Raw genomic sequence first — 26480 nt, forward strand, 5'->3', positions numbered from 1 at the left:
AGGCTTGCGTGTTCTACAGCAGCGTCCCGCTGAGGATGAGCAGCGCCACCGAGAAGTAGATGACGAGCCCGGTGACGTCGACCAGCGTGGCGACGAAGGGGGCCGAGGCGCTGGCCGGATCGAGCCGGAGCTTCTGCAGCACGAAGGGCAGCATCGAACCGCAGATCGAGCCGAAGGTGACGATCCCGATCAGGGCGGCAAACACCGTGACGGCGACCATCTGCCAGTGCGGGCCGTAGTCGTAGAGCCCGGCCGACTGCCAGAAGACGATGCGGATGAAGCCGACGAGGCCGAGGATCGCGCCGAGCACGATGCCCGTCGGCAGTTCGCGCAAAAGCACCTTCCACCAGTCCGAGAGCTTCAGCTCGCCGAGTGCCAGCGCCCGGATGATCAGCGACGTCGCCTGCGAACCGGAATTGCCGCCCGAGCTCATGATCAGCGGGATGAACAGCGTCAGCACCACGGCCTTTTCCAGCTCGCCTTCGAAATGCTGCATGGCGCTTGCCGTCAGCATCTCGCCGAGGAACAGGGCTGCGAGCCAGCCGGCGCGCTTGCGGATCATGCCGGCGAAGCTGATCTTCATGTAGGGCTGGCCGAGCGCCTCCATGCCGCCGAACTTCTGGGCCGCTTCCGTCGTGTCTGAGATCATCGTGTCGATCACGTCGTCGACGGTGACGATGCCGAGCATCTGCCCCTGTTCGTCGGTGACGGGCAGGGCGAGCAGATCGTGCTTGCGGATCAGCCGGGCGACGTCCTCCTGCTTCATCAGCGGATCGGCCGAAACCGGCGCGCCCTTCTGTGCCACCGAGAGGATAGAAGCCTCCGGTTCGCCGGTGATGAGGCGACGCAGCGTCACCACATGCAGCAGCGCATGGCTGACCTCGTCGAGCACATAGATGGCGTAGACGGTCTCGCGCGAGCGTTCGACCTGACGCACATGGTCGAGTGTGCGGGCGACGGTCCAGCTATCAGGCACGCTGACGAACTCCGTCGTCATGATGCCGCCGGCCGTGCGCGGCGGATAGCCCATCAGGTGCTGGATGGCAATGCGCACCGGTTCGTCGAGGCTGGAGAACAGCCGGGCACGGGTCTCGCCGTCGAGTTCGAGCAGCACGTCGGCGACGCGGTCGTTCGACATGCCGTGCAGCAGCCGTGCGGCATCCTCGGCGCTGATCAGCGCAAGGATCTGTGCGGCGTTGCGAAGCTCCGGCCGGTCCAGGATGTTGACCGCATAGTCCAGCGGCATGCCGCATAGAATACGCCCGGCGTCCTGGATGCTCAGAGCGTTCAATGATTCGACGCGTTCGGCGATCGTTGCGCCGCGGCTGTTGTTGATGAAGGCACGGGCGGCATGGCCTGCCCGAAGAGGGAAGCGATTGATGTTCATTTGAGGCTCGCCTTTCCGTCGATCCGCCGTAGCGTCCGATCGGGCGAGCCGACAGGAGTCGGTCAGCGCACGAGGGCCGCGTACGGCAAAGGCAATCGACTGCTACTGTCGCTTGGCATCGTTATGATGGCTCCGTTGAAATCCGTGGCCGACGAGTGTCACCCACGTGAATGCTAGGTGGTCCCGGACGCGGAAAAAGTCAAGCGGGATAAATGCTTAACGCCAGAATGCCGCACCCCACGATGCGGCATTCCAGGCGGGTATGGTTTGTATGATCTTGGGGTCCCAGAATACCGGCCTGCTGGCGGCGATCTCAGAATCCTGCAAGCACCGCCTTGCCCTTCATCCTGCCGCTTTCGACCATGGCATGCGCCGTCTTGAGGTTCGCCGCATTGATCGGCCCGACGATTTCTGAAAGCGTGGTGCGGATCTTTCCGGCGTCGACGAGCTCGGAAATCTTGTTCAGCAGCTTGTGCTGCTCGATCATGTCAGGCGTGCCGTAGAGCGGGCGGGTGAACATCAGCTCCCAATGGACGGAGACGGCCTTGCGCTTGAAGGGCACGATGTCGAGCGTCTTCGGATCGTCGATCAATGCGAAGCGGCCCTGCGGTGCAATCGCTTCGACGATGTCGCCGATATGGCTATCGGTATTGGTGGTAGAGAATATGAATCCCGGCGCGCCTATGCCGAGCGCTGCCACCTGCGGCGCGATCGGCCTGGAATGGTCGACGACATGATGCGCGCCGAGTTCCTTTACCCAGTCCTGCGTTTCCGGCCGCGAGGCCGTGGCGATCACCGTCAGGTCGGTCAATGCCCGGGCGATCTGAATGGCGATCGAGCCGACGCCGCCAGCGCCGCCGATGATCAGGATGGATCGTCCCGCTCCCGAAACCGCGTCCTGCACCTTCAGCCGGTCGAACAGCGCTTCGTAGGCAGTGATCGAGGTCAGCGGCAGGGCGGCCGCGGCAGCGAAATCGAGGCTCTTCGGTTTGCCGCCGACGATGCGCTCGTCGACGAGATGGAATTCGGCATTGCTGCCCGGGCGGCTGATGACCCCGGAGTAGAACACCTCGTCGCCCGGCCTGAACAGGGTGACATCGGCGCCGATGGCCTTGACGATGCCGGCGGCATCCCAGCCGAGCACCTTGAGTTCGTCCGTGGGCGGCGCGGAATGGGCGCGCACCTTCACGTCGACGGGATTGACCGAAACGGCTTTGATTTCGACGAGCAGATCGTGTCCCCCAGCCTCCGGCATCGGCAGCTCGACATCGATCAGCGAGGTTTCGGCGGAGATCGGTTGTGGCGTTTTATAGGCGACGGCGCGCATGGGAAACTCCTGTGTTCGTTGCACGGAAGGTAGATGCGCACTAAGTTCTGACAACGCAAGAATGCACAAATTCTGTACGTAGTACCCAAAAGGATACCGTAAAATGTCATTGCCACGCGCCAAGCTCATCCAGAATTTCCCCGGCTGCCCGGTCGAAGCGACGCTGACTTACCTCGACGGGAAGTGGAAGGGCGTGATCCTCTTTCATCTGATGCAAGGAACCCTCCGCTTCAATGAATTGCGGCGTAAGCTGCCGGCCGTGACCCAACGCATGCTGACCAAGCAGCTGCGGGAACTGGAAGAATCCGGCCTGGTATCACGCACCGTCTATCCGGTCGTGCCGCCGAGGGTCGAATATGCAATGACGCCGCTCGGCATGACGCTCAAGCCCGTCATCCAGGCGTTGGCAGCCTGGGGTGACGATTATGTCTTCTGCAGCCCGGAAGGCCGTGAACTGCGCCTGGCTTCAGACGGCCTGCGTGCTCCGGTCGCGGCGCTCGAGGCGTAGCGAGGCTGCAAAGACGAACAGGCCGAGGAAGGATAGTGCTGCGCCGACATAACCGGTCGCCGCAAAACCGTAACCTCCGGCGATGACGAGGCCGCCGAGCCAGGCGCCGATCGCATTGGCGATGTTGAAGGCGGAATGGTTGGAGGCGGCCGCAAGCGTCTGCGCGTCGGCGGCAACATCCATCAGCCGCGTCTGCAGCGCCGGGCCGGCGGCAAAGCCGCAGCCGACGAGGAAGACGGAAAGCCCAAGCAAATAGGGGTTGGCGGCGGTCAGCGAGAAGGTGGTCAGCACCACGATATTATAGATGAGCGACCCGCCGATCGTGCCGAGCAGCGATTTGTCGGCGAGCCACGAGCCGATGAAATTGCCTGCATTCATGCCGACGCCGAAGAGGACCAGCATGATCGGAACGGCCGTTTCCGGCAGCATCGCCACCTCAGTCGTCGTCGAGGCGATATAGCTGAACATCGCGAACATGCCGCCGTAACCGACAGCGGCGATGCCGAGCGTCAGCCACACCTGCGGTCGGCGGAAGGCGCCGAGTTCGCGCAGGAAGCCCGCTTCCGCGGAAACCCGGTCCTTCGGAACGTAGAACCAGATCAGCACCACGGTCAGCAGGCCGAGCACGCCGACCGAGAAAAACGCCACCTGCCAGTCGAGCGACTGGCCGAAGAATGTCGTCAACGGCGTGCCGAGAAGTGTCGCAACGGTCAGGCCGAGCATGACGCGGCCAACAGCACGGGCGCGGCGATGCGCCGGCACCATCGAGGCGGCGACAAGCGCCGCGACGCCGAAATAGGCGCCGTGCGGCAGGCCGCTGACGAAGCGCAGCAGCGTAAAGCTTTCGAAGGTCGGCGCCATGGCGCTCGATATATTGCCGGCGGCAAAGATCAGCATCAGCGTCAAAAGCAGCGTGCGGCGCGCCATCTTTGCGGCGAGCACGGCAATGACAGGTGCGCCGACGACGACGCCGAGCGCATAGGCGCTGATGACGTAACCGGCCTGCGGCGTCGTGACCGAAAAGGTTTCGGCGACATTGGGCAGCAGCCCCATGATCGCGAATTCGCCAGTGCCTATGCCGAAGCCGCCGCAGGCGAGCGCCAGCTGGACCAGCGCCACGGTCATTGCCGATGGCAGCGCTTGATCCTGGCTATCAATGGAGTTCCGGCTATCGACTGAAATATTGGCGGCAATCTCACTCACGAGAGCTCCTCGAGGCGGTTTCTGCTTGGCAATGGCCTCTGGCGCAGGCGCGGCCGCAAGCCGATCGGTGGAAATGGCGGGAGGTGGAGACGATGTCTCCGATAGACCATCTATCCGTGAGGCCTGGGCTGCCGTCGAGTGCATTTTTTGCAGTGCAGCGTCCTGCTATGTGCATACGTCTATTGCAATTTTTGCATTTCTGCCCTTTGTCAGGAAAGTAGGTTGCGCTTGAAATCGGCGATACCGCAACCATCTCAGGGGCAGGGCAGGAGCATTTCCGCGCCAGGGACGGGAGCTCTTATGAAGCTTGTAGGCTTTTTCAATCGCGACGGCGGGACCTTCAAGACCACCGACATGCTGGCCTATGAAAAAAGGGCGGAGGCGGCTTTCCGCGAAGCGGGGCACGATTTCGACGCCATCGTCTTCTCAGGAAAGGAAATCATTCCTGCGATGGAGCGGGCGGCCAAGCGCGACGATATCGACGGGATCGTCGCCGGCGGCGGCGACGGCACGATTTCGGCGGCGGCATCGATTGCCTGGAAGAACGGAATTGCGCTCGGCGTCGTGCCTGCCGGCACGATGAACCTATTTGCCCGCTCGCTGCGTGTGCCGCTCGATATCTGGCAGGCGCTCGATGTGCTTGCCTCCGGCGAGGTCGACAATGTCGATATCGCCAGCGCCAACGGCCGGCCCTTCATCCACCAGTTTTCCGCCGGCCTGCATGCCCGCATGGTGCGCTACCGCAACGCCTACAGCTATCGGTCCCGGCTGGGCAAGATACGGGCGAGCACCAAGGCGGCTTTGGGCGTCATCTTCAACCCGCCTGAATTCGAGGTCGAGTTCGAGGCGATCGGCATGCGCGAGCGCCGCAGGGTGTCGGCCATATCAGTCTCCAACAATCCCTTCGGTGAGAACGCGCTGCTCTACGCCGATAATTTGAGGAGCGGCGAGCTCGGATTCTATACGGCAAATCCGTTGAAACCCCTCGGTGTCGCCCGTCTCGCCATCGACATGCTGCGCGGCAAGGTCCGGGAGAATGCCGATGTCATGGTGATGCATCCGGCCGAAGTGCACCTGCACTTCCCGAAACTGCGCTCCAAGGCGAATTGCGTCATGGACGGCGAGCTGCTGCCGCTCGAACGCGACGTCTCTATCCGGCTGCATCCGGGCGAATTGAAGGTTCTCGTCAAACAGGGGCTCGCCGCTCAAGTGAATGCGGACGAACGCCGCGAGCCCGCTGCGTAAGTCGGCCCGCTGCGTAAGCCGGCCGGCTGCGTAGGTCGGCACCCGCGTAATTTCAGAGCCGCGGCAGATAAGTGCGGTAGTCGAAATCCGAGACGGTGCGCAGATGCGCAAGCGCTTCCTTGCGCTTGGTGTCGCCATAGAGCGCCTGATAACGCGCGCCGAAGATATCGGCGATGAAGGGCGAGGTGCGGAAGGTCTCGACGGCGCTGAGGAAATCATGCGTCAGTCGCGTCGTATTCGCAGGTATGTGCGAGGGCGTCGTCTCTTCGCCGGGGTCGAGTTCTCCATCGAGACCGGTGAGCATGCCGCCGAGGATCGCCGCCAGCAGCAGATAGGGGTTGACGTCGGCGCCGGCGACGCGGTGTTCGATGCGTGCGGCCGGCCCATCCTTGTCGGGGATGCGGATCGCCGTGCCGCGATGGCCGCTGCCCCAGGTCAGATCGACAGGCGCAAACGAGCCCGGCTGGAAGCGGCGGTAGGAATTGGCGAAGGGAGCGAAGATCAGCTGCGCTGCGCGCATGGTGTCGAGCAGGCCTGATATCACCGATTTGATGAGCTTCGGCTCGCCGCCCTTGGCATCGAGGATGTTGCGGCCTTGCCCGTCGATGATGCTCGCATGCACATGCAGGCCGGAGCCGGCATGTTCGGAATAGGGCTTGGCCATGCAGGTCGATTTCAGCCCGTGGCGGCGTGCTGCCTGTTCGGCGATGCGCTTGAGATAGAGGCAATCGTCGGCAGCTGCCAGCGCATCCGCGCGGTGCAGCAGGTTGACCTCGAACTGGCCCGGACCGAATTCCGCCGTCGTTGCATCCGCCGGCAGGTCCTGCGCCTTCGCATAGGCCCTCAGGGTCTGCAAATAGCCATCGAGCGCGTCGACGGCGCTCATGTCGTAGAGCTGGAAACCGTTCGGTTCGCCGCGATAGGTGAGGCTTTCAGGCGGGCAGGGACGACCGGTCTCGCGCCAGTCTCCCGACATCACGTAAAATTCCAGCTCGGTGGCGACGACGGGCGTCAGCCCGCGCGCCGCATAGCGCTCCAGCACCGAAGCGAGGATGGCGCGTGGATCCATGAAGCTCGGGCTGCCGTCGAATTCATGCATGGTGGCGAGCACCTGCATCGAACCCTCGGGCGCCCAGGGCATCGGCGCCAGGCTGCGCCGGTCGGGGATGACTTTGCCGTCGGGATCGCCGATCGTCAGCGACAGGCCGGTGATATCGTCATTGTCGTCGCCCCAGATGTCGAGCGATTGCGTCGAGGTCGGCAGGCGGATGTCACCGGCCCAGACCTTGTCTGCGGCGCCGGGCGGAAGCTGCTTGCCGCGCAGGTCGCCGTTCATGCCGACGATCAGGATCTCGAAACGCGGGTCACCGTTGTCGGCCTTGCCGTCCATCCTGTCGCTCGCCATGGCCTTGAAAATCCTCCGGGACAAGGCCAAGCTCCTATCTCATCGACATCAGCCTTTCAATCCGCGAGGGTCTTTACCAATCATGCCCGATACTTACCCGCCCTCGAATCTTGCCGCGATCGACGCCGCGCACCACCTGCACCCCTTCGCCGACATGAAGAAGCTGAATGCCGAGGGCGCGCGCATCATCCAGCGCGGCGAGGGCGTCTACATCTTCGACAATCACGGCAGGAAATATCTCGATGGCTTCGCCGGCCTCTGGTGCGTCAATATCGGTTATGGCCGCCGGGAGATCGCCGATGCCGCCACCAGGCAGATGAATGAGCTGCCCTATTACAACACCTTCTTCGGCACGACCTCGACGCCGGCGACGCTGTTGGCGCAGAAGGTCACATCCCATGCCGGCGAGCGGTTCAACCACATCTTCTTCACCGGCTCCGGCTCGGAGGCGAACGACACCTGGTTCCGCATGGCCCGGGTCTACTGGAGCGCCGTCGGCAAGCCGTCCAAGAAGGTCGTCATATCGAGGAGGAACGGCTATCACGGTTCGACCGTCGCCGGCGCCAGCCTCGGCGGCATGAAATACATGCATGAGCAGGGCGACCTGCCGATCCCGGGCATCGTCCATATCGGCCAGCCCTATTGGTACGGCGAGGGCGGCGATCTCTCGCCCGCCGAATTCGGTCTCAAGGTTGCCCGCGAGCTCGAAGCGAAGATCGACGAACTCGGCGAGGAGAATGTCGCCGCCTTCGTCGCCGAGCCGGTGCAGGGGGCTGCCGGCGTCATCATCCCGCCCGAGACCTACTGGCCGGAGATCGACCGCATCTGCAAGGCGCGCAATATCCTGCTGGTGACCGACGAGGTGATCTGCGGTTTCGGCCGACTGGGCGCCTGGTTCGGCCACCAGTATTTCGGTGTCGAACCCGATCTGGCGCCGATCGCCAAAGGGCTTTCCTCCGGCTACCTGCCGATCGGCGGCGTGCTCGTCAGCGACCGCATCGCCGATGTGCTGATCAACGAGGTGGGCGACTTCAACCACGGCTTCACCTATTCCGGCCACCCGGTCTGCGCTGCCGCAGCCCTCGAAAACCTGCGCATCATCGAGGAGGAAAGACTGGTCGAACGCGTGCGCGACGATATCGGCCCCTATTTCGGCAAGGCCTGGGCAGCGCTCGCAGACCATGATTTGGTCGGCGAAGCCGTCAGCATCGGTCTGATGGGCGGCCTGCAGCTTGTTGCCGAAAAGAGCACGCGCACCCGTTATGCCAAGCCCGATCAGGTCGGTGCGCTGGTGCGCAATCACGCGCTGGCGAACGGTCTGGTGCTGCGCGCCACCGGCGACCGCATGCTCGCCTCGCCGCCTCTCGTCATCAGCCACGCCGAGGTGGACGAGATGGCGAGGATTACCAGGCTGGCGCTGGATTTGGCCTGGAAGGAGCTGAAATCCTGATTGTGCTCAGTCCGGCTGGTTGAACCGGCCACAGGCAAAGCCTTATCTGTCTAGCGAAAGCCTTCGGGCCTAAAGCTCAAAATCCTGCGGCTTGATATCTTCGGCGCCGTGTTTCACGCGTAGGACCACGATGCGGTCGCGATAGGAGCGGTAATAGACGCAGCGGTTCCGATAGGGCAGGCCGCGCAGGCCTTCCGCAATGTGGTCGCGGGAGATCCGGTGAAGTCCACTTCGGCGATCCAGGCGATCTTCGCGGTCAGATCGGCCAGGAACTCCTGCGCGTAGTGGGGGCTGCTTTCGGCGATATAGCGCCGAATATTCCGCAGATCCTCAATGGCGGATGGAGCGATAATCAGACGTTTCGGTTTGATGGCCCTAGCTTTCGTTCATGACGTCTTTGAGGAGATCCGCGCCGGTAGCGTATTCCTTGCCGAGGCCGGCTTCGATCTCGGCGTCCGCCGCATGAATGTCCTTACGCAGCACCTGCATTTTCAGCTCGTGGTCGGCGAGCATACGGATGCCTGCCCGCACGGCCTCGGTTTCGGTGCCGAACCGGCCATTGCGGACAAGATCCGATAGGATCCCGTCATAGGTATCGCCAAGGGAAAAGGTTTTTGCCCGTGCCATGTAAATTTACTCCCTGCTCTTACTATATGACAAATACAATACTTTTACAATATTCGAACATGCTAGATATGGCCAACGAGCCGATGGCTCAGGGCCTCCGAGCACAGTGAATGAAATAACGAAACTGACCTGGATTTGGCCTGGAAGGAGCTGAAATCCTGATTGTGCTCAGTCCGGCTGGTTGACCCAGGCATAGCCGAAACGATAGCTGTCGCCGCCGCGCCCATAGACATAGGGCACGTCGATCACCGACGCCTGCGGTGCGGACACGGCGAGATTGGTCTGCAGCCATTCAGCCATGGCCGGTGGAAGTGCTTCGCTTCCCCCTTTCTGCGGGAGGAGCCACACCAGGAGAAGCGGTCGCCGGCTGGTAAGATCCGGATTGAAGCCGGGATAGTCCACGGAGAGGATCGGCACACCGGGAATATCCTGCCTGAGATTGCCGGCAAGCAGGCTGTCGTCCGCAAGGATCGCGGCCGGTTCGGCTTGTTTGCGCAAGGTTTCCTGCATGCCGGCATAAGGCCTGTTCAGCCGCTCGTAATGACCGGTGAAGCGTGCAGTCGCAACGCTCCCGTAAAGGGCCGCCGGCACGCCGATCATGATGGCGGCGAGGATGGGTATAAAACGCCGGAACGCTCTGTCTGTCGTGACGCCTGCGGCCTCGATTTTCAGGCAGAAATAGAGCGGCAGGATGAAGAGCATCGGCACCAGCCAGCGATCCTTGATGCCGGCCGCACCGCCGAAGACGATCAGAAGCAGAATGCCGGCCAAGAAGACGAGCATCATCCGCTCGAGAAGCCGCGTCCATTGCGAGCCGGAGCCGAGTGCCGGACGAAGGCTCTTGCCGAAGACGAGCGCGAACACGGTCACGGTCAATGCGGCAAAGCTGATGGTGGCGAGGGCGAGCGAACTGACGCCCATGGCCACCTGCGTGAGATAGCTCGCATCGCCGCTCGCGGTCATCTTCTCCAGGGTGCGTGCGGTGGCGAAATCGAGATTGTCCTTCAGCCAGAACAGATGCGGCAGGGTGATGACGAGCGCCACGACAGCTGTCAGCACCAGCCGCCAATCGAAGATCCGTGGCCGCAGGCGCGCATCCGAAAGCGCGGCGATCAGGGCTGCCGCCGGCAGGATCGCGAAATTATATTTGGAAAGCAGGCCGAAACCGATGCCGATGCCTGCGATCAGATAGGAGGCAAGGCTCGGCTGCTTCAGGCTGCGGATAAAGCCGTAGAAGAAGATGCTGGCCGAGAAGAACACCGCGACCGTGTGCGTCAGGTCGCGCTGCATCTCGAAAGCCATCTGCGGGATCGTCAGCAGTCCGAGCGTGGCGATCGCTACCAGCACCTTGTCGCGCAGCACGAGCCGCGCCGTCAGGCCGTACAGCAGATAGGAGATAAAGAGCAGCAGGTTCTTGACCACAGAAAGGGCGGTCAGAGAGACGCCGGCAAACTGGAAGACCGTGTATTGCAGCCAGTTGTAGAACGGCGGCTGCGGGCCATAGCCGGCGGCAAGCCATTGCGAGCGGAAGGCCTGTTCGGCCTCGTCGAGATCGAGCGAATGCGAGGTTGCGAGCCGCACGCCGACCTGAAGCGCGAAATAGGTGGCCAGCAGGGCGAAGATCCAACCGATGTCACGACGGCTGCTCTCGGTCATGTTATCTGGTCTCCGGCCGAACCCAGGCGTAGCCGAGCGCGAAATTGTCGCCCTGACGGCCGAAATAATAAGGAAGCGACAGCGAGCCGATCTCCTGCAGCGCGATATCAGCCGCCGTCAGCGCAGAGGAAAAACGCTCCGGCATGACCGCATCGGCAGCAGTCGCCGTCTTCTTGCCGCGCCAGACGATCAGCACTGGCCCCTTGGCCTCGGCATAGGCCGGAATGCCCGGTGTCGGAAAATCCGGGATCACCACCGGCACATCGGGAAATTGCAGCCGCATGTTTCCGCCGATATAGGTGTCGGAAGCGATGACTAGAGCCGGTTGCACCTGTCGGGTCATCTCGCGCGAAAAACCCGCCATCGGCACATTCGGCCGGCTGTAAGTGCCGATCAGCCCGGCGCCGACGACACGAAAGCCGAGGGCGATCAGCACGCAGGCCATCAGCACCGGCAACACCGGCCGGAAGCGGCGCAGCCCGGCGGAAAGATCGAGCCCGGCCGCCTGCATTTTCGCCAGGAAATAGATCGGCAGCACTAGCAGGAAGGGGTCGAGCCAGCGCTCGCGCACCGTGGTGGAGCCGGTGAACAGCACGATGAGAGCAATGCCGGCGAGACTTGCGAGCATCATCCGCTCCATCATCCCAGTCCAGCGGTTGCTCGCCGAAAGTGCCCGGACGAAATCCCGGCGGAAGGTGGCGGCGAAGATCACCACCGGCAGCGCCGCAAAGGCGATGATGGCGACGAAAAAGGCGAGAAGACCTTTGCCGATCCGCACGGCGCCGGCGGGTTCGCTGCCGGCGGCCATCTTGACCAGAGTGTCGGAGGAGGCGAATGCGAGATTGCCCTGCAGCCAGATCGCGTGCGGCAGGACGATGACGAGCGCAACAGCGACTGCGGCCAGCATGCGCCAATCGAGCGCCCGGCGGCGCCATTCGGCGTCGGGCAGGATGGCGATCAAGGCGACGACAGGCATCAGCGCGAAGTTATATTTCGAGATCAGCCCGATGCCGGTCGCAAGTCCGAGCAGCAGGTAGCTCGCCATATCCGGCCGGTCGAGCGTGCGGAAGAAGCCGTAGAGAAACAGCGAGCTGGCAAAGAGCAGCGCCGTCGTGTGGGTCAGATCCTGCTGGGCCATGTAGGAGACCTGAGGCAGGGTGATCAGCGCCAACATGCCGACGGCGGCAAGCGCCTCGTCCTTCAGCGCGCGCCGCCCGGCAAGGCCATAGAAGAGATAGGACAGGAACAGCAGGATGTTCTTCGGAACGATCAGCGCGCCGATCGACATGCCCGTCACCGAAACGACGGCATATTGCATCCAGTTGTAGAAGGGCGGCTGCGGGCCGTAGCCCGCCAGCAGATATTGCGAGAAGAAGGATTGCTCCGCCTCGTCTAGCTCCAGCGAATGCGGAAGGACGATGCGCAGCACGATGTTGAGCACGAAATAGGCTGCAAGCAGCAGGCCCGCGGTTTTGATCGTCCTCGTCGCGCGCTCCAGCATCGTGCTGCCGGCTTAGGCTTGGCTTTGATCGTCGAAGATCTGCCGAACGATATAATTCGGAGAGGCATCGTCGCGGTAATAGGTGCGCGCGATCATTTCCGCCAGGATGCCGGTGGTGATCATCTGCACCGACGACAGCAGCAGTACCACGCCGACCATCAGCATCGGTCGCGTACCGATGTCGTTGCCCAGGATGAACTTGTCGAAGCCGAGATAGAGCAGGATCAGCATGGCGAGCGCGCCGAGGCCGAGACCCAGCGAACCGAAGAAATGCCCCGGCCGCGCCTTGTAGCGCATGAAGAACATCACCGAAAGCAGATCGAGGATCACGCGGAAGGTACGCGAAATGCCGTATTTCGAAACGCCGTGCTCGCGGGCATGATGGGTAACGGCCATCTCGCCGATGCGCGAGCTCGGGACGACCCCGGCGACCCAGGCGGGGATGAAGCGGTGCATCTCGCCCATCAGCTTCACCTGCTTGATGATCGAGGCACGGTAGATCTTCAGGCTGCAGCCGTAATCATGCAGCTTGACGCCGGTGATGCGGCCGATCAGGTAGTTGGCGCACCAGGAGGGGATCTTGCGCAGGAACAGGCCGTCCTTGCGGTTCTTGCGCCAGCCGACCAAGAGGTCGAGTTCACGCCGTTCCAGCTCGGATACCATCGAAGGAATGTCCTTCGGATCGTTTTGCAAGTCGCCGTCCATCGTCGCGATCAGGCGGCCACGGGCGGTATCGATGCCGGCCTGCATGGCGGCTGTCTGGCCGAAGTTGCGCTGCAGTTCGACGATCCTGAGCGCCAGCCCCTCGCGTCCGACATACTGGCGGGCGTTGACAAGCGTCGCATCCGTGCTGCCGTCATCGACGAGGATCAGCTCCCAGCGATGGGGGTAGCTGACCATCGCAGCCGCGACACGCTCGACAAGCGGGCCGACGCTTTGCTCTTCGTTGAAAATGGGCACGACCAGCGACAGTTCGAGCGATTGTACCGGATCATTCGTACCGCGAATGGGCTCTACGGTTGTCTGCAACTTTCATCTCCAAAAGGCCGGACGGCCGAGCAATTTTTAATGCCGCCGCCGCACTTGCGGAAGGCTACTACATGAAGTGTCCGCCGGTTGCCAGCGGGCAATGCCGGTTTCCCGCAATCGGCGGATCTTCCGGGGCGCTATTTCGCGCCGCCTTCCACCCAGGAGTAGCCAATGGAGAAGCTGCGTTTGCCGTCACCGAAGAGATAGGGCAGCGTCAGCGTCTTCAACTCTTGCAGGTGAATGCCCGATCTCACGAGGTCATTGGCAAAACCGGGGGAAATTGTCGGATCATCTGCGGTCTCGCCGCGCCAGATAACCAGCACCGGCCCCTTTGCGTCAGCATATTCGGGAACCCCGGATCCGGGGAAGAACGGGATCACCACGGGAACGTCGGGAAATCTCAGGCGCATGTTGCCGGCAACGAACTTGGTTCCCGCCACGATGAGAACCGGCTTGCGGGTCGCGGTCAATTCAGCCACGTAGCCGGAAAAGGGTACATTCGTTCTCGTGTAAGTGCCGATATATTGAATGCCGACGATCCGGAAGAGAAGGATCGACAGGATGACGACCATGAAGACCGGCACCACGGGCCGGAAGCGCGCAAGGCCGGCGGACAGATCGAGGTCTGCGGTTTCCAGTTTCAGGAACAGATAGATCAGCAGGACGAGCAGGCAGGGGTCGAGCCAGCGCTCGTGGATATCGCTCGCACCGGCGAAGAGGACGATGCCGACGAAGGCGAGCAGGCTGATGACCATCATCCGCTCGATCACCCGGATCATCGGGCTGGTAGCGGAGAGCGCGCGAAAAAAGTCGCGCCGGAAGGCGGCAGCGATGAGAACGATCGGCAGTGCGACGAAGCCGAGGACGGCGATCACGAGAGACAGCAGCCCTTGCCCGATGCGGGGCAGGCCAGCGGGGGCCAAGTCTTCGGCGGTCATCCGCTCCAGCGTCGGCGCAGAGGCGCTGGCGAGATTGTCAGGCAGCCAGAGCGCATGCGGCAGCACGATCAGAATGGCGAGCACGGCCGCCGGCAGCAAACGCCAGTCGATAAGACGGCTGCGCCATTCCCGCTCTGGCAGCACGGCGATGAGAGCGGCAAATGGCAGGATGGCGAAATTATACTTCGAGATGAGCCCGATGCCGGTGGCTATGCCGATGATCAGATAGCTCCAGATCGACGGCTTGCGCAGCGTGCGGAAAAAACCGAAGAGGAAGAGCGAGGTCGCAAACAGCAGGGCAACCGTATGGGTCAGTTCGCGTTGCGCCATCAGGCCGACCTGCGGCAGGGTAATCAGGCTCAGCATGGCGACGGCTGCGAGCGAACGGTTCTTCAGCACCTCGCGGGCAGCAAGCCCGTAGAAGAGATAGCAGCCGAAGAGAATGATGTTCTTCGGCACCGAGAGCACCCACATCGATATGCCGGTCACCGAGACGATGGCATATTGGATCCAGTTGTAGAACGGCGGCTGCGGACCGTAGCCGGCAAGCAGGTATTGCGAGTAGAAGGATTGCTCCGCCTCGTCGAGATCGAGCGTATGAGGCAATGCGATGCGGAGCGCGATGTTCAGCAGGAAATAGACTGCCAGAAACAGGCTTGCGCTCGTAATGCTTCTGGTAATGCGTTTCAACATCGATCTCCAAGTCAGGCCGGCAAGGCGTTGTTATTTTTCGGTCGTCCGCGGGGATCGTCGGCCTTAAGGCGATCTCGCCGCCGTTGCCGGCAACTCCGCCGTTGTGCGCAACCTTCATTTCTCCTAAAACGCCTGGCGACGGAACCGAGGCCTATGCCGACGCCAAGCGAGGAATGCCTACTACATGAAGAGTTCGATCGTTGAAAGCCGGCAGTCCTGGTTTATGCGCAATCGCATGACCGTTCTGACGGTCGTCATTGTCGCAGCCTATGGCCTCTTCATCCAATGGTTCTGGGGCTGGCCCGTCATCATCAGCCAATGGGCCGATGTCGGCGCGGGTCCCGTGATCGCTGCGCTCGTACTGCTGACGAGCACCTATTTCCTGCGCACCTGGCGCATCTATGATTATTTTCCGAAGGAAACGGCCGGCCGGTTTGCGACCCTCTTCCGCGTCACGCAGATCCATAATCTGCTGAACATCATGCTGCCTTTCCGAACCGGCGAAACCAGCTTTCCGCTGTTGATGCGCACCGAATTCGGCATTCAGCTGACGCGCGGAACCTCGGCGCTGTTCGTCATGCGGCTGCTCGACCTGCACGCGCTTCTGGCCGCCGCCGGCATCGGCTTTGCAGTCGCTTCAGCCGATGCCGCTGTTGCCTGGTCGCTCTGGACTGTCTTCCTGCTGCTGCCGGTCGCGGCCTTCGCCGCCCGCAAGCCGCTGCTGCGCCTAGCCGCCAGACTGCTGCCGAACAAGGCGCAGAAATTCGTCGCCGAGATCGAAAACGGCTTGCCGCTCGATGCCGTCGCCTTTGCGCGTGCTTGGGCGATGACCATCGTCAACTGGCTGGTGAAGGTGATGGTGCTCGCATGGGCGCTCGGCCTGATGGGCGTGCTGCCGATGGCGGCAAGCTTCGGCGGCGCGCTCGGCGGCGAGCTCTCCTCCGTGCTACCGATGCATGCGCCAGGCGGCGTCGGCACCTATCCGGCCGGCATTACCGCCGGCGCCATCGCCTTGGGCGCCTCCAGCGAGCGGCTGGCCCTTGCCGCGCTGGCGCAGGCGAGCGTCAATGCCCATTTGCTGATCATTGTCTCGGCGCTGACGGGAACTGCGATCTCACTACCGCTCGGACGTCGTGGCAAGCTCTGAAATCCGCTTTCTCAGAAACGCCTGCTCCGGCTCCTGCCGGCAGAGCGACAGCGCCGTTTGATAGGCCGCGATTGCCTCTTGCCTCCGGCCGAGACGGCGCAGGAAATCGGCGCGCGCCGAATGGACGAGGTGATAGGCCTGCAGCTCCCGGCGTCCCAGAATGCTATCGATCAGGTCCAGCCCCTTCGCTGGCCCTTCGGCCATCGCAATCGCCACGGCGCGGTTGAGCTCGACGATTGGAGAGGGCTGCGCCGCCAGCAGCAGATCGTAATAGAAGGCGATCCGCCGCCAGTCGGTCTCTTCGGCAGCCGGCGCCCTGGCATGCTCGGCGGCGATCGCCGCCTGCAGCGTATAGGTGCCGATCTCTCCCGCTTCCATCGCCGCGGCGAGCAGCGCCAGGCCTTCCGTAATCTTCGCATGATCCCAGAGCGAGCGGTCCTGATCGGCAAGCAGCACCAGCGATCCGTCTCCGACGCGGCGGGCGGTACGGCGGGAATCCTGCAGCAGCATCAAGGCCAGCAGGCCGGAGACGTCGGGATGCGGCAGCAGCGCCAGAAGCAGTCGCGCCAGACGGATCGCTTCTGCGGTCAGGTCGGCGCGGACCACCTCCTCGCCCGAAGAGGCCGAATAGCCCTCGTTGAAGACGAGGTAGATGACGTGCAGCACCCGGTCGAGTCGCGGCGGCAGCGCCTCGCGGCCCGGCACCTCGTAGGGGATCTTCGCGGCCCGGATCCTGCCTTTGGCGCGCACGATCCGCTGGGCCACCGTCGGCGCCGGAATGAGGAAGGCATGGGCGATCTCTTCGGTGGTCAGCCCGCAGATTTCCCTCAGCGCCATCGCCATCTGCGCATCGGCCGGGATGAGCGGATGGCAGCAGGTGAAGATCAGCCGCAGCATGTCGTCCTCGATCGGTTCCATGTCGCCGATCTCCGTTGCATCGGGCGTGTAGAGGCTGTCTTCGATATGATGCTGCGAAGCATCGAAACGCGCCCGCCGTCGGATCGTGTCGATCGCCTTGAAACGCCCCGTCGAAACGAGCCAGGCGAAGGGATTGCCGGGAATACCGTCCGTCGGCCATGTCCGGGCGGCGGCGGTAAAGGCGTCGTGAAGCGCCTCCTCCGCCCGGTCGAAATCGCCGAGCAGACGGATCAGCGTCGCCAGCACCCGGCGCGACTGAGTTCGGTAGATTTCTTCGATGACGCTTTCCAATCAGGCACCTCAGTCTGGCAGGGTCAGCGTCCGCACGGGCCTCAGTTCGACCGCGCCGTAACGGGCCGACGGGATTCGCCCGGCGATCTCTTTTGCCTTGACCATGTCGGGCGCCTCGATGACGTAGAAGCCGGCCAGATGCTCCTTCGTTTCGACATAGGGACCGTCCGTGGCGGAGAGCGTGTTGTTGCGAACGCGCAGCACGGTCGCCGTGTCAGGCATCTCCAAGGCATCGGAGTGGATCATGATGCCTTCGCGGCTCAGCTCCTCATCGAAAGCGAAATGCGCTTTGATAAGTTCGGCGGTTTCATCAGGCGTCAGCGTTCCGTCCGTGTCGGTGCTGTTATAAATCAGGCAGATGTAGCGCATCGCTATTTCCCATCCTCAATGGAGTAAGTCGGGCGCACTTCGATCGAGCAATATTTGAGGATCGGAAAACTCGACACGATCGTCTTCGCCTCCTCGATAGTCTCGGCTTCGATCAGCAAAAAACCGCCGAGGTGCTCTTTGATTTCGGCAAATGGGCCATCGGTCGCAAAGGCTTCGCCATTGCGCAGGCGGACCGTGATCGCCGTTGACGGTTCATGCAAGGCGAGCGCCACCAGCAGATGACCGCTCTCGCGCCAGCGATTGTCGCTGGTGATGCACTCCTGTGTGAGCGCATCCCATTCGGTCTGAGGGACCAGCTTGCTTTTTTCCGTGTCGAACCAGATCTGGCATAGAAATTTCATTGGTCTCTCCTCATTTAGCTCCGAATTCGTGGATTGGCCGCACCTCGATCGCGCCGAGCCTGGCGAGTGGGATACCCGCGGCAATGCGGATCGCTTCGTTGAGATCCTTGGCCTCGATCAGGATGAAGCCGCCGAGCGCCTCCTTCGTCTCGGCGAAGGGACCGTCCGTCACCGACATCTCGCCATTGCGCACCCGTACGGTCACCGCCGATTTTGGCGGCTGCAACGCCTGGGCGACGATCATATGCCCGCTTTCGACGAGGTCCTCGTCATAGTTCAAGGAATTAGTGTCGAGTTCGGTCTTCTCCTCTTGCGTCATGGCGTCGAGTACCCCGCCATCGAACCAGACCTGACAGAGATATTTCATCGCGGCAGCCTCCTCGCCCTGTTCCCATAAACATGGACGAACGACCTGCATGCATTTCGACAGCGCCGCGAAAAAAATTGTGCGGACGAGGTGTCGAAATAGCAAGGCAGCACTCGACAAGGCTTCATCGAAACCTGTCGAGGAGAATGGAAATGAGCATTCTTGAAATCGCTCTGGCAAGCCAGATCTGGGCACGTCGCCACGAGAAGCGTCAGCTGGTAGTACCCGACGATGCCGATGTGCTGAAGGTTCTCCTGCGCATCGCTTTCGTCGTGATGGCCTTCACGCTGCTGATATCAGGGCTGAATCTTGCCGCCGGTAGGCCGCAGATGCTGGCCGCGGGCTCGGCGCCTGTCGTGACGGGCAGATGAGGAAACGGCCTATTGGAAGGCCGTTTCGAAGAAGCTGCGCAGCTTGCGCGAATGCAGCGCTTCCTTCGGCATGGCGGCAAGCTTCTGGACGGCGCGGATGCCGATCTGCAGATGCTGGTTGACCTGCGTGCGGTAGAAGGCCGTTGCCATGCCCGGCAGCTTCAATTCGCCGTGCAGCGGTTTGTCGGAGACGCAGAGCAGCGTGCCATAGGGCACGCGGAAGCGGAAGCCGTTGGCGGCGATCGTTGCCGATTCCATGTCGAGCGCGATCGCGCGCGCCTGGGAGAGCCGCTTCACCGGTCCGCGCTGGTCGCGCAGTTCCCAGTTGCGGTTGTCGATCGTACCGACGGTGCCGGTGCGCATGATGCGCTTCAACTCGAAACCTTCATAGCCGGTGATTTCGGCAACGGCGGCTTCGAGCGCCACCTGCACTTCGGCCAGCGCCGGGATCGGCACCCAGACCGGCAGGTCGTCGTCGAGGACATGGTCCTCACGCATATAGGCATGGGCGAGAACATAGTCGCCGAGCCGCTGGCTGTTGCGAAGACCGGCGCAGTGGCCGAGCATCAGCCAGGCATGCGGGCGCAGCACGGCGACATGGTCGGTGATCGTCTTGGCGTTGGAGGGGCCGACGCCGATATTGATCATGGTGATCCCGGCATGGCCCTTCTTCTTCAGATGGTAGGCCGGCATTTGCGGCAGGCGGGTGAGAGCGGCATCCGTTTCCGGCGCGTTCGAGCCGGGCAGGGTGACGACATTACCGGGCTCGACGAAGGCAGTATAGCCGTCGCCGCCCTCCGCCATCAGCTTGCGCGCCCAGCCGCAGAATTCGTCGATATAGAACTGGTAGTTGGTGAACAGCACGAAATTCTGGAAATGCTCGGCATGCGTCGCCGTATAGTGCGACAGCCGGGCGAGCGAATAGTCGATGCGTTGTGCGGTAAACGGCGCCAGCGGCGAGGGCTCTCCCGGCGGCGGGATATATTCGCCGTTGGCGATCTCGTCGTCGGTGGTGTTGAGGTCGGGCGTGTCGAAGATATCGCGCATCGGAACGTCTATGAAGGCGTTGGTCGATGCTTCCACATGTGCACCTTCGCCGAAGGCGAAGTGGAGCGGGATCGGCGTCGACGATTCTGAGACGACGATCGGAACATTATGGCTCTTCATCAGCAGCGACAGCTGCTCCGTGAGGTAATGCTTGAAGAGCTTCGGCCGGGTCACGGTCGTCGTGTAGATGCCAGGTGCCGTGACATGACCGTAGGAAAGCCGCGAATCGACATGACCGTAGCTTGTCGTCTCGATGCTGACCTGCGGATAAAATGCGCGGTACCGCGAGGAGATCGGAGCGCCCTGCGCAAGTTCGCTGAAGCTCTCGATCAGGAAGGCCGTGTTGCGCTCATAAAGCGCTGTCAGCGTCTCGACCGCCTTAGCGGGATCATCGAAGCTCTGAGGCTGGAAAGGCGGAGGAGAGGATATGTCGAGGGGCGACAAAAGGGAGATTCGTTTGTTCATGAGGCATTATAGAGAGTTGTTCTTGACAAGCAAACGACGCGCGCCGGCGGATTCCGATTTTTTATACTCCTGCCTGCCCGGTGCGAATGCCTGTCGCCCAACCTGCGCAGCGGTTTTGAGCCAACGACATGCATAAATCAAAGACTTAAAGCGCATCGCGATGCGCTTTAGTCACCGCACCGAGGGCGCGCAGAAGGTGCCGTTTCTCTCGAGGCAGGTATAGCTCGCCCCGAAATGCGACTGCGCGCCGCCGCCGCCATCGTGCACCACGACTGCCGAAAACGTGACCGCAAAGATCGCCGCAAACAGCGTGATGATGCTGAGGCGTCTTGCCAGAATATAGTGGTTCATTGCCTTGCCCCCGATACGCAACTCTATCGTGACATGAGTTTTGCCATGCGGCGGCTGAATGAGTGCTGAGATACCGGTTCATCCGCCGTTCAGCTTGTCGGGCCGGCTCGGGCCGGTCGCCAAGGGTTTCGAGGCATGCCGGCTTCGACATGCTTGGCGTTTTGGATGATGCTGCACAGGTGCGTTGCGGTACGCTTATAAGTTGGTTCGGCTATTCTTCGGCCGCCCAATCCCGCGCGGTATGGATCACACGCAAGATGACGACGCTTTCGCGTCCCGCGATCGACCGCAGCTCATAGGAAATTTGTGTAGGGGAGCGGGGTGAGCGACTTTTCATAAGTGCCAGTTATTCGCCCTGGCCGACCGGTTGCAAATTCGCCAAGTTTCTTGCCGGCATCCTCGATGGCGTCCACGACCCTTTCGGCCGCATCGGGGTTGTCCTTTGCGATTTAATGCAGAATTTCCAGATTATCCTGATGTGCTTGCTTCGACCGAAGAACCGGCCTCATCCGCGCGGGGTCTTCCTACGCTTGGCATCCGCGATGACCTTACGCATTTCGGCGACAGCCTGATCGTGCGGGATAACACGCCCGGCTTCCGCATCGGCCATGCCGCGCTTGATACCCTCGATGATTTCAAGCTCGCGCTCCACATAGGCCGCTACGGCCTCGCCGGCGAGGAATGATTTGCCGCGTTGCGTGTCGGCCGCAATCCTGTCGAGCTTTTCTTTTACGTCGGGGCGGACCCGAATTGTCATGGTCCTGCTGCCGGCCATTTCGAAAACTCCTGTGTTGAGCTGTGTACACTCTAACACATCCCGGCCGTTACCCGCTATCCGCCCCCCGCGTTCTCTCAGAGCCGCGTCCAGGTCTGAGACTTGCAGAGGATCTTCATCACGCAGCCCTGCATCCTCAGCGAATTGCCGGAAACCTTGCCTGAGCCGCTATAGGTCTTTTCGGCGGCCGGGTCGGTGATCTCGCCGGCATAGCTGCCGCCGGTTCCTGCAAGCGTGCCGATCTTCCGGCCGGCATATTTACCGGTCTTCAGTGTCACGCAGTAACTGCCGCCGCAGGATGCGATCACCGCCGTATCGCCGGCAGCCGTCTTCCAGTTGCCGACGATCGGCTCATCGGCATGCGCGATACCCGCGGTCACTGTTATGACGCCGGCGAGAACGAAGCTGCGGATCATCTTATCCTCCATGATGTTCTTGATCGCCGCGAAAATAACTGACGCGAACGTAAAGGTAAATAAGGTCAATCGTTATCATGCTGACTGGCTGAAAAACGCGAGAAAAAGCCGTGCGGCGAGCTTTCAAAGATACCGCCTGCTAATTTCATGATGAACGATCCGTTTATTTTCAAATCTGAATCTTTCGTAAAATCCGCTCGAAAATCCTTAATTCGCAAGGGATCCGATGTTTAACGAAAATCCAATTTTACCAAGTGTTTGCACTTTGTTTGTCTCAAATTAATCATGCATTTTAGGCGTTTTTTGAAAGCCGTTTGGCATAGTGAACCCATCAAACGAGCGGGGCAAACCCGCCGGACCGAAAGGGCCGCAAGCCGCAAACAGACGGCAAGGCCTAGAGGTAAAACAGGGTCAGTCATAAACAGGCTAACAGGGATAAAACCGATGGCACGCTTTGAAATGCACAATGCTGAAACGGCCACCATGGGTGGCGACAACAACAGCGCCGATGTCTTCTGCGAAATGGGTCTGATGTATGCGACCGGCCGCGGCTGCGAAGTCGATCTCGTCGCAGCCCACAAATGGCTGAACATCGCCGCAATCAAGGGCAACGACCGCGCCGCCGAGCTTCGTGCCGACGTGGCCGCCGCCATGGACAAGATGCAGCTCGCAGCAGCGCTACGCGCCGCCCGCGAGTGGATGACGGTTCACTAGCCCGCTTTTCTCAGTGCGCCCCGACGGCGCGTAACACCAGTGGAGGAAGGTTCCACCCAGATAATTGTCGATAGGTCTGGTAGCTGACGAGCGGCTTGGCAGGGTAACCGGCCGGGCCGAAGCCTCGTGACAAAGGCCGCCTTGGGCGGTTGAGCAATCCAGTGGGCCGTAACGAGTGTGAAGCCTGAGCAGGCCTCGAAAGTGAAGATGCGGATGCCGACCCTCCTGAGATTAGGGGAAGGCAGCACGAGCGGGGAAGAAATCGACGAGCGCACCCGCTCGATTCGCCGGGGTAGTGGGCACGGCACGCTGGAAAGGTGGTGCGGGTAATCGGGGGAGACCCGTCCCGGGCGAGGGTAGCGGCCTCAACGGCGTGCTTGGCACGCCGGTCTGGAGCGGGAGTCGGACAGGGTCATACTACTGCTGAGGCCGGGTAATGCCGGTGGAGGGAAGGCCCCTGACTTCTGGTGTGCTTTTGACGATGATGAGGTGGAGGTGATTGGCGATGAGCCTGCAAACGCCTGATAAGATCCGGACTCTTCAGAGGAAGCTGTATCGTAAAGCGAAGGCGGAGCCTGCCTTCCGCTTTTACGCTCTCTACGACAAGATCTGTCGCGACGACATTCTGTACCATGCCTATCGGCTAGCCCGCTCCAATGCTGGTTCGCCGGGCGTCGACGGCGTGACGTTCGCGCGGATCGAGGCGGCGGGAGCGCAGGAGTGGCTGGCGGGACTGCGCGAGGAACTCGTTTCGAAAACGTATCGGCCCCAACTGGTACGACGGGTCATGCTACCAAAGCCTGGAGGTGGAGAAAGGCCGCTCGGTATTCCGACTATTCGGGATCGTGTCGTCCAGACTGCCGCCAAGCTGGTGCTTGAACCGATCTTCGAGGCGGATTTCGAGGATAGCGCCTATGGCTATCGCCCCAATCGGGGTGGTGGTCAGGCGGTCAAGGAGGTGCACCGGCTAATATGCCGGGGTTACACCGATGTGGTCGACGCTGATTTGTCGGGATATTTCGACTCGATTCCGCACGCGGACCTTCTACGATCCGTGGCCCGCAGGGTCGTCGACAGGCATGTGCTGCATCTTATCAAGATGTGGCTGAAAGCGCCTGTTGAAGAACGGGATGGCGACGGCAAGCGGCGCATGAGTGGTGGTCGCAACGCAACGAGCGGAACGCCTCAGGGCGGTGTCGCGAGTCCGATGCTGGCCAACATCTACATGAACCGTTTCCTGAAGCATTGGCGGCAGACCGCACGGGGAGAAGCGTTCCAAGCCCACGTCGTTTCCTACGCCGACGACTTCGTCATCCTCAGCCGTGGTTATGCGGAAGAGGCTCTGTCGTGGACGCGGCTGGTTATGGCGAAGCTCGGGCTCACCCTCAATGAGGCGAAAACCTCGGTGAGGAATGCACGACAGGAGCATTTCGACTTCCTTGGCTATAGCTTTGGCCCCGAGCATTTTCGCAAGGATGGTCATTGGTATCTGGGCGCAAGCCCATCTCGGAAAAGTGTCCAGCGGCTCAAGAAAAAGGTGAGCGATTTGCTCGTGCCCGGTGAGATGGGGACATGGCCCGACGTGCGGAACCGGCTCAACCGCCTTTTGCGCGGCTGGTCGACCTACTTCGGTTATGGCTCCCGCCTTCCGGCATATCGGGCGGTCGACAACCATGTTTACGAGCGTGTGCGAAACTTCCTCACGCGGCGGCACAAGGTGGCAGGGCGCGGGTCGCACCGTTTCTCCGATGACTATGTCTTTGGAGAGGGCGGTGTGCTGCGCCTTCGACGCGTCCACATCGGGCCACCTCCGAGAGCTATGCGGTGAAGCCAGTCGGAAAGCCGGATGCCGGAAATCGGCACGTCCGGTTTGACGAGCGGGGACAGGAAACGGGACTCATGTCACCGCGCCTGTCCTCGACTCTACCAGCGTCACTGGTATTGATTGGGTGCGCTGTCGGCTGGCGTTGCGTGCACACCGAGGACGCGGGCGGTCGCCGCCGCGATGTTGGGCGTTTTGTCTGGTCCGGCGATGTATCCTCTGTCGTTGGCGGGAAGGGCTCGGGTCCGTGCGCGGCGACAAACAAGGTGAGACTCGTATTGCCTCACCCAAGAGTGTTCCCGGAGAATAATGCCGTTGCCTCACTCGGATGTTCTCGAATGCCTCACGGGTTGTTACGATCTTGTCCCCGCACCTGGTGCAAGGTGACGGAGGTAGCGAAGCCGCTCGCGAGCGCGCCCTCAATAGCGCTGTAGCGAGCGGGCGGCTTCGCGGGCGTTCATCATGTTTTCCGCGGGTTGTCGAAGGCCAACCTGGCGGTAAGAGCCTCACTGCACGACCTCTACGTTTTGCGTCTGCCGCGCGGCATCGGCGAATGGCCCGAACACCAGCGCATTGGCCTGTGTACTGCGCCAGATCTTCATTCGACGCTGCACGGTCCGAATGAGGCCGTCGGGATACACGCCGGGGTATTTGACCTGCAAGCGTTCAAGCAACTCTCGCGAAGTTCGCCAAGGCTCCGCCTCGAACCAATCCTCGAGTTCGGCAGTGACGGCGAGTAGAGGATCGGGCCTCCGCCGCTCTCGCTTGGCCGCTGGCTTGGAGCGGGCAGTCGGTTTCACTTCACCACCACGCCAAGCAATCCGTAAGCCAGACAGAAAGTCTTCGAGCGGTAATGCCTCGCCGTCGGTGGCAGGCGGACCATCAGGCTTGTCAGCAATTTCGACCAATCTCTCTTGTGCCAGCCGTATGTCGCGGAGCAGCCGAACCGGATCGAGCGTCAGGTACATCGCCTTGAGCCGAAGGCATGTATCCTCCGGCGTGCGTGCGTCGTCAAGCAGCCGCTGATAAGGCGTGGCGGGACGATGATAGCGCTTGATCACCTTGGCTCCGTCACGGTGCTTTTCTTTCAGCTTGAATGATGGCTGAAAGAAATTCACGAACAACCGCATTGAGGAATAAAGCTTGGCCAGCTCCCGGGTGGCTCGCAGCCCCTCGAAGCGTCGGTATCCAACGATCTTGCGCACGATCGCGCCATTCTTCTGCTCGACAAATGCCTGGTCGTTCTTTCGGTAGGGGCGGCAACGGGTGAGTTCGATATTATCTCGCAAGCAATACTCATGAACGCTCTCGTTCATGAACACACTGTCGTTGTCGGTGTCGAAGCCCAGCAGCGGGAACGGCAGCAACTTGCGCAGTTCGGTCAACGCAGTGATCAGTACCGTTTGCTCGCGAACCAGCAGCGGCGCGCATTCCGTCCAGCCCGTGGCTATATCGGTCAACACCAGCGTTTGCGAGAAGGCACCTCTCGCGTACGGGCCGGAATGAGAAACGAGATCAGCCTCGACAAAGCCGGGTGCGGGGTCATCCCAATCCGAGAACGTTCGAACGGGAACACTACGCCGAATCGCCGTTGATCCTTTCCGGCGCCGCGGACCCGTGGCGCTCGCTTTAATCTCCTTGAGGACTCGATCAATCGTCGCTGGGCTCATCGTCAAGAGTTGCCGGCGCGTCTCGCTATTCATATCGCCATGTCCATGACGTTCCATCGCTTCGATCAGTGTTGGCAACAGGGGGTGTAGTCGCTTGCCGCAAATTCGATCCGACGCCTCCCAAACAACGACGAGCGCCGCCCGCACGTCATCGCCGTAAACCCGGCGCCCTGGCCGAGGACCACCCTTCGCCGGTTCGCGTTCTCCTCGCAGCAGTCGCATCGCATGCTTGCGATGAAAGCCCGTGAGCGCCACGAACTCGTCCAACATCCTCGCCTTCTCGGCCCGCCCGCCTAACACATAGCGACAACTGATCGCCGCCACCAATTCCACACGTGTCGCCATGCTTACCTTCCTCATCAAAGCTCCCGAGGTTGATTCGTCGGGAGCAATTTAGATGAGGCAATAACCCATTCTCAGGGAGCA

General features: G+C 61.6%; 26 protein-coding genes and 1 pseudogene. 7 read left to right on the forward strand and 20 right to left on the reverse strand.

Annotated features, from left to right (window positions below; genetic code table 11):
• Nucleotides 1–13: 13 nt before the first annotated feature.
• Nucleotides 14–1387 (reverse strand): magnesium transporter, encoded by a 1374-nt coding sequence (gene mgtE / locus BA011_RS03085; protein WP_065279409.1) that lies wholly within the window; start codon nucleotides 1385–1387, stop codon nucleotides 14–16.
• A gap of 313 nt (nucleotides 1388–1700) precedes the next feature.
• A complete protein-coding gene (locus BA011_RS03090) occupies nucleotides 1701–2714 on the reverse strand; it encodes a zinc-binding alcohol dehydrogenase family protein (RefSeq protein ID WP_065279410.1) in 1014 nt (337 codons plus the stop codon).
• A 103-nt stretch (nucleotides 2715–2817) separates the two neighbouring features.
• Here BA011_RS03090 and BA011_RS03095 point away from each other — a divergent pair, with 103 nt between their 5' ends.
• Nucleotides 2818–3222 (forward strand): winged helix-turn-helix transcriptional regulator, encoded by a 405-nt coding sequence (locus tag BA011_RS03095; RefSeq protein WP_065279411.1) that lies wholly within the window; start codon nucleotides 2818–2820, stop codon nucleotides 3220–3222.
• Here the strand turns inward: BA011_RS03095 and BA011_RS03100 are convergent.
• Nucleotides 3181–4425 carry an MFS transporter gene (locus BA011_RS03100; RefSeq protein WP_065279412.1) on the reverse strand — a complete coding sequence of 415 codons (1245 nt, stop codon included), beginning with the start codon at nucleotides 4423–4425 and terminating at the stop codon, nucleotides 3181–3183. The genes BA011_RS03095 and BA011_RS03100 overlap by 42 nt on opposite strands.
• A 300-nt stretch (nucleotides 4426–4725) precedes the next feature.
• Here BA011_RS03100 and BA011_RS03105 point away from each other — a divergent pair, with 300 nt between their 5' ends.
• Nucleotides 4726–5670: a diacylglycerol/lipid kinase family protein gene (locus BA011_RS03105; RefSeq protein WP_027665182.1), complete on the forward strand. Its 945-nt coding sequence runs from the start codon at nucleotides 4726–4728 to the stop codon at nucleotides 5668–5670.
• A gap of 52 nt (nucleotides 5671–5722) precedes the next feature.
• Here the strand turns inward: BA011_RS03105 and BA011_RS03110 are convergent, their stop codons facing one another.
• Nucleotides 5723–7075, reverse strand: a complete 1353-nt coding sequence (locus tag BA011_RS03110; RefSeq protein WP_065279413.1) for a glutamine synthetase family protein — start codon at nucleotides 7073–7075, stop codon at nucleotides 5723–5725.
• Nucleotides 7076–7157: 82 nt separating this feature from the next.
• Here BA011_RS03110 and BA011_RS03115 point away from each other — a divergent pair, with 82 nt between their 5' ends.
• Nucleotides 7158–8525, forward strand: coding sequence for an aspartate aminotransferase family protein (locus BA011_RS03115; protein ID WP_065279414.1), 1368 nt, complete (start codon nucleotides 7158–7160; stop codon nucleotides 8523–8525).
• Between the two features lie 113 nt (nucleotides 8526–8638).
• Here the strand turns inward: BA011_RS03115 and BA011_RS44925 are convergent, their stop codons facing one another.
• The 6 genes from BA011_RS44925 to BA011_RS03140 all read right to left on the reverse strand — a co-directional run bounded on the left by BA011_RS44925 (nucleotide 8639) and on the right by BA011_RS03140 (nucleotide 14969).
• Nucleotides 8639–8896 carry a type II toxin-antitoxin system RelE/ParE family toxin gene (locus tag BA011_RS44925; RefSeq protein WP_335727678.1) on the reverse strand — a complete coding sequence of 86 codons (258 nt, stop codon included), beginning with the start codon at nucleotides 8894–8896 and terminating at the stop codon, nucleotides 8639–8641.
• Nucleotides 8897–8900: 4 nt separating this feature from the next.
• A complete protein-coding gene (locus tag BA011_RS03120; protein WP_065279415.1) occupies nucleotides 8901–9152 on the reverse strand; it encodes a type II toxin-antitoxin system ParD family antitoxin in 252 nt (83 codons plus the stop codon).
• A 168-nt stretch (nucleotides 9153–9320) separates the two neighbouring features.
• Nucleotides 9321–10808 (reverse strand): ArnT family glycosyltransferase, encoded by a 1488-nt coding sequence (locus BA011_RS03125; RefSeq protein WP_065279416.1) that lies wholly within the window; start codon nucleotides 10806–10808, stop codon nucleotides 9321–9323.
• Between the two features lies 1 nt (nucleotide 10809).
• A complete protein-coding gene (locus BA011_RS03130; RefSeq protein WP_065279417.1) occupies nucleotides 10810–12309 on the reverse strand; it encodes an ArnT family glycosyltransferase in 1500 nt (499 codons plus the stop codon).
• Nucleotides 12310–12321: 12 nt separating this feature from the next.
• Nucleotides 12322–13338: a glycosyltransferase family 2 protein gene (locus tag BA011_RS03135; protein ID WP_020049272.1), complete on the reverse strand. Its 1017-nt coding sequence runs from the start codon at nucleotides 13336–13338 to the stop codon at nucleotides 12322–12324.
• A 137-nt stretch (nucleotides 13339–13475) separates the two neighbouring features.
• A complete protein-coding gene (locus tag BA011_RS03140) occupies nucleotides 13476–14969 on the reverse strand; it encodes an ArnT family glycosyltransferase (RefSeq protein WP_065279418.1) in 1494 nt (497 codons plus the stop codon).
• Between the two features lie 184 nt (nucleotides 14970–15153).
• On the opposite strand from BA011_RS03140, the gene BA011_RS03145 reads away from it, so the two are divergent.
• Complete coding sequence (locus tag BA011_RS03145; RefSeq protein ID WP_065279419.1) at nucleotides 15154–16116, forward strand: lysylphosphatidylglycerol synthase domain-containing protein; 963 nt, start codon at nucleotides 15154–15156, stop codon at nucleotides 16114–16116.
• On the opposite strand, the gene BA011_RS03150 is transcribed toward BA011_RS03145, so the two are convergent.
• From BA011_RS03150 to BA011_RS03165, 4 genes are read right to left on the reverse strand one after another with little or no spacing between them, the layout of a single operon-like run.
• Complete coding sequence (locus tag BA011_RS03150) at nucleotides 16087–17325, reverse strand: RNA polymerase sigma factor (RefSeq protein ID WP_065279420.1); 1239 nt, start codon at nucleotides 17323–17325, stop codon at nucleotides 16087–16089. The two genes, BA011_RS03145 and BA011_RS03150, sit on opposite strands and share 30 nt — an antisense overlap.
• A gap of 9 nt (nucleotides 17326–17334) precedes the next feature.
• Nucleotides 17335–17694: a YciI family protein gene (locus BA011_RS03155; protein WP_020049276.1), complete on the reverse strand. Its 360-nt coding sequence runs from the start codon at nucleotides 17692–17694 to the stop codon at nucleotides 17335–17337.
• Nucleotides 17695–17696: 2 nt separating this feature from the next.
• The gene (locus BA011_RS03160) at nucleotides 17697–18056 is read right to left on the reverse strand and encodes a YciI family protein (protein ID WP_017959729.1); all 360 of its coding nucleotides are present in this window, start codon (nucleotides 18054–18056) and stop codon (nucleotides 17697–17699) included.
• Between the two features lie 10 nt (nucleotides 18057–18066).
• Nucleotides 18067–18423 (reverse strand): YciI family protein, encoded by a 357-nt coding sequence (locus BA011_RS03165; RefSeq protein WP_065279421.1) that lies wholly within the window; start codon nucleotides 18421–18423, stop codon nucleotides 18067–18069.
• A gap of 152 nt (nucleotides 18424–18575) precedes the next feature.
• On the opposite strand from BA011_RS03165, the gene BA011_RS03170 reads away from it, so the two are divergent.
• The gene (locus tag BA011_RS03170) at nucleotides 18576–18794 is read left to right on the forward strand and encodes a hypothetical protein (protein ID WP_237352565.1); all 219 of its coding nucleotides are present in this window, start codon (nucleotides 18576–18578) and stop codon (nucleotides 18792–18794) included.
• A gap of 9 nt (nucleotides 18795–18803) precedes the next feature.
• Here the strand turns inward: BA011_RS03170 and BA011_RS03175 are convergent, their stop codons facing one another.
• The 5 genes and pseudogenes from BA011_RS03175 to BA011_RS03190 all read right to left on the reverse strand — a co-directional run bounded on the left by BA011_RS03175 (nucleotide 18804) and on the right by BA011_RS03190 (nucleotide 21848).
• The gene (locus tag BA011_RS03175) at nucleotides 18804–20306 is read right to left on the reverse strand and encodes an AMP nucleosidase (RefSeq protein ID WP_065279423.1); all 1503 of its coding nucleotides are present in this window, start codon (nucleotides 20304–20306) and stop codon (nucleotides 18804–18806) included.
• A 171-nt stretch (nucleotides 20307–20477) separates the two neighbouring features.
• Nucleotides 20478–20657 (reverse strand): hypothetical protein, encoded by a 180-nt coding sequence (locus BA011_RS03180; RefSeq protein WP_065279424.1) that lies wholly within the window; start codon nucleotides 20655–20657, stop codon nucleotides 20478–20480.
• A gap of 211 nt (nucleotides 20658–20868) precedes the next feature.
• Nucleotides 20869–21106 (reverse strand): annotated as a pseudogene (locus BA011_RS44930) (type II toxin-antitoxin system RelE/ParE family toxin).
• 56 nt (nucleotides 21107–21162) lie between these two features.
• Nucleotides 21163–21432, reverse strand: coding sequence for a CopG family ribbon-helix-helix protein (locus BA011_RS03185; protein ID WP_065279425.1), 270 nt, complete (start codon nucleotides 21430–21432; stop codon nucleotides 21163–21165).
• Between the two features lie 77 nt (nucleotides 21433–21509).
• On the reverse strand, nucleotides 21510–21848 hold the full coding sequence (locus BA011_RS03190) for a DUF2147 domain-containing protein (RefSeq protein WP_065282391.1): 339 nt from the start codon (nucleotides 21846–21848) through the stop codon (nucleotides 21510–21512).
• Between the two features lie 444 nt (nucleotides 21849–22292).
• Here BA011_RS03190 and BA011_RS03195 point away from each other — a divergent pair, with 444 nt between their 5' ends.
• Nucleotides 22293–22562, forward strand: coding sequence for a sel1 repeat family protein (locus BA011_RS03195; RefSeq protein ID WP_003546876.1), 270 nt, complete (start codon nucleotides 22293–22295; stop codon nucleotides 22560–22562).
• A gap of 505 nt (nucleotides 22563–23067) precedes the next feature.
• Entirely contained in the window at nucleotides 23068–24390 is a 1323-nt protein-coding gene (gene ltrA / locus BA011_RS03200; RefSeq protein ID WP_186806473.1) for a group II intron reverse transcriptase/maturase, read from the forward strand.
• A 500-nt stretch (nucleotides 24391–24890) separates the two neighbouring features.
• Here the strand turns inward: ltrA and BA011_RS03205 are convergent, their stop codons facing one another.
• On the reverse strand, nucleotides 24891–26414 hold the full coding sequence (locus tag BA011_RS03205; protein ID WP_065279116.1) for an ISNCY family transposase: 1524 nt from the start codon (nucleotides 26412–26414) through the stop codon (nucleotides 24891–24893).
• Between the last annotated feature and the right edge of the window lie 66 nt (nucleotides 26415–26480).

This window comes from Rhizobium leguminosarum, assembly GCF_001679785.1.
GTDB lineage: Bacteria > Pseudomonadota > Alphaproteobacteria > Rhizobiales > Rhizobiaceae > Rhizobium > Rhizobium leguminosarum_R.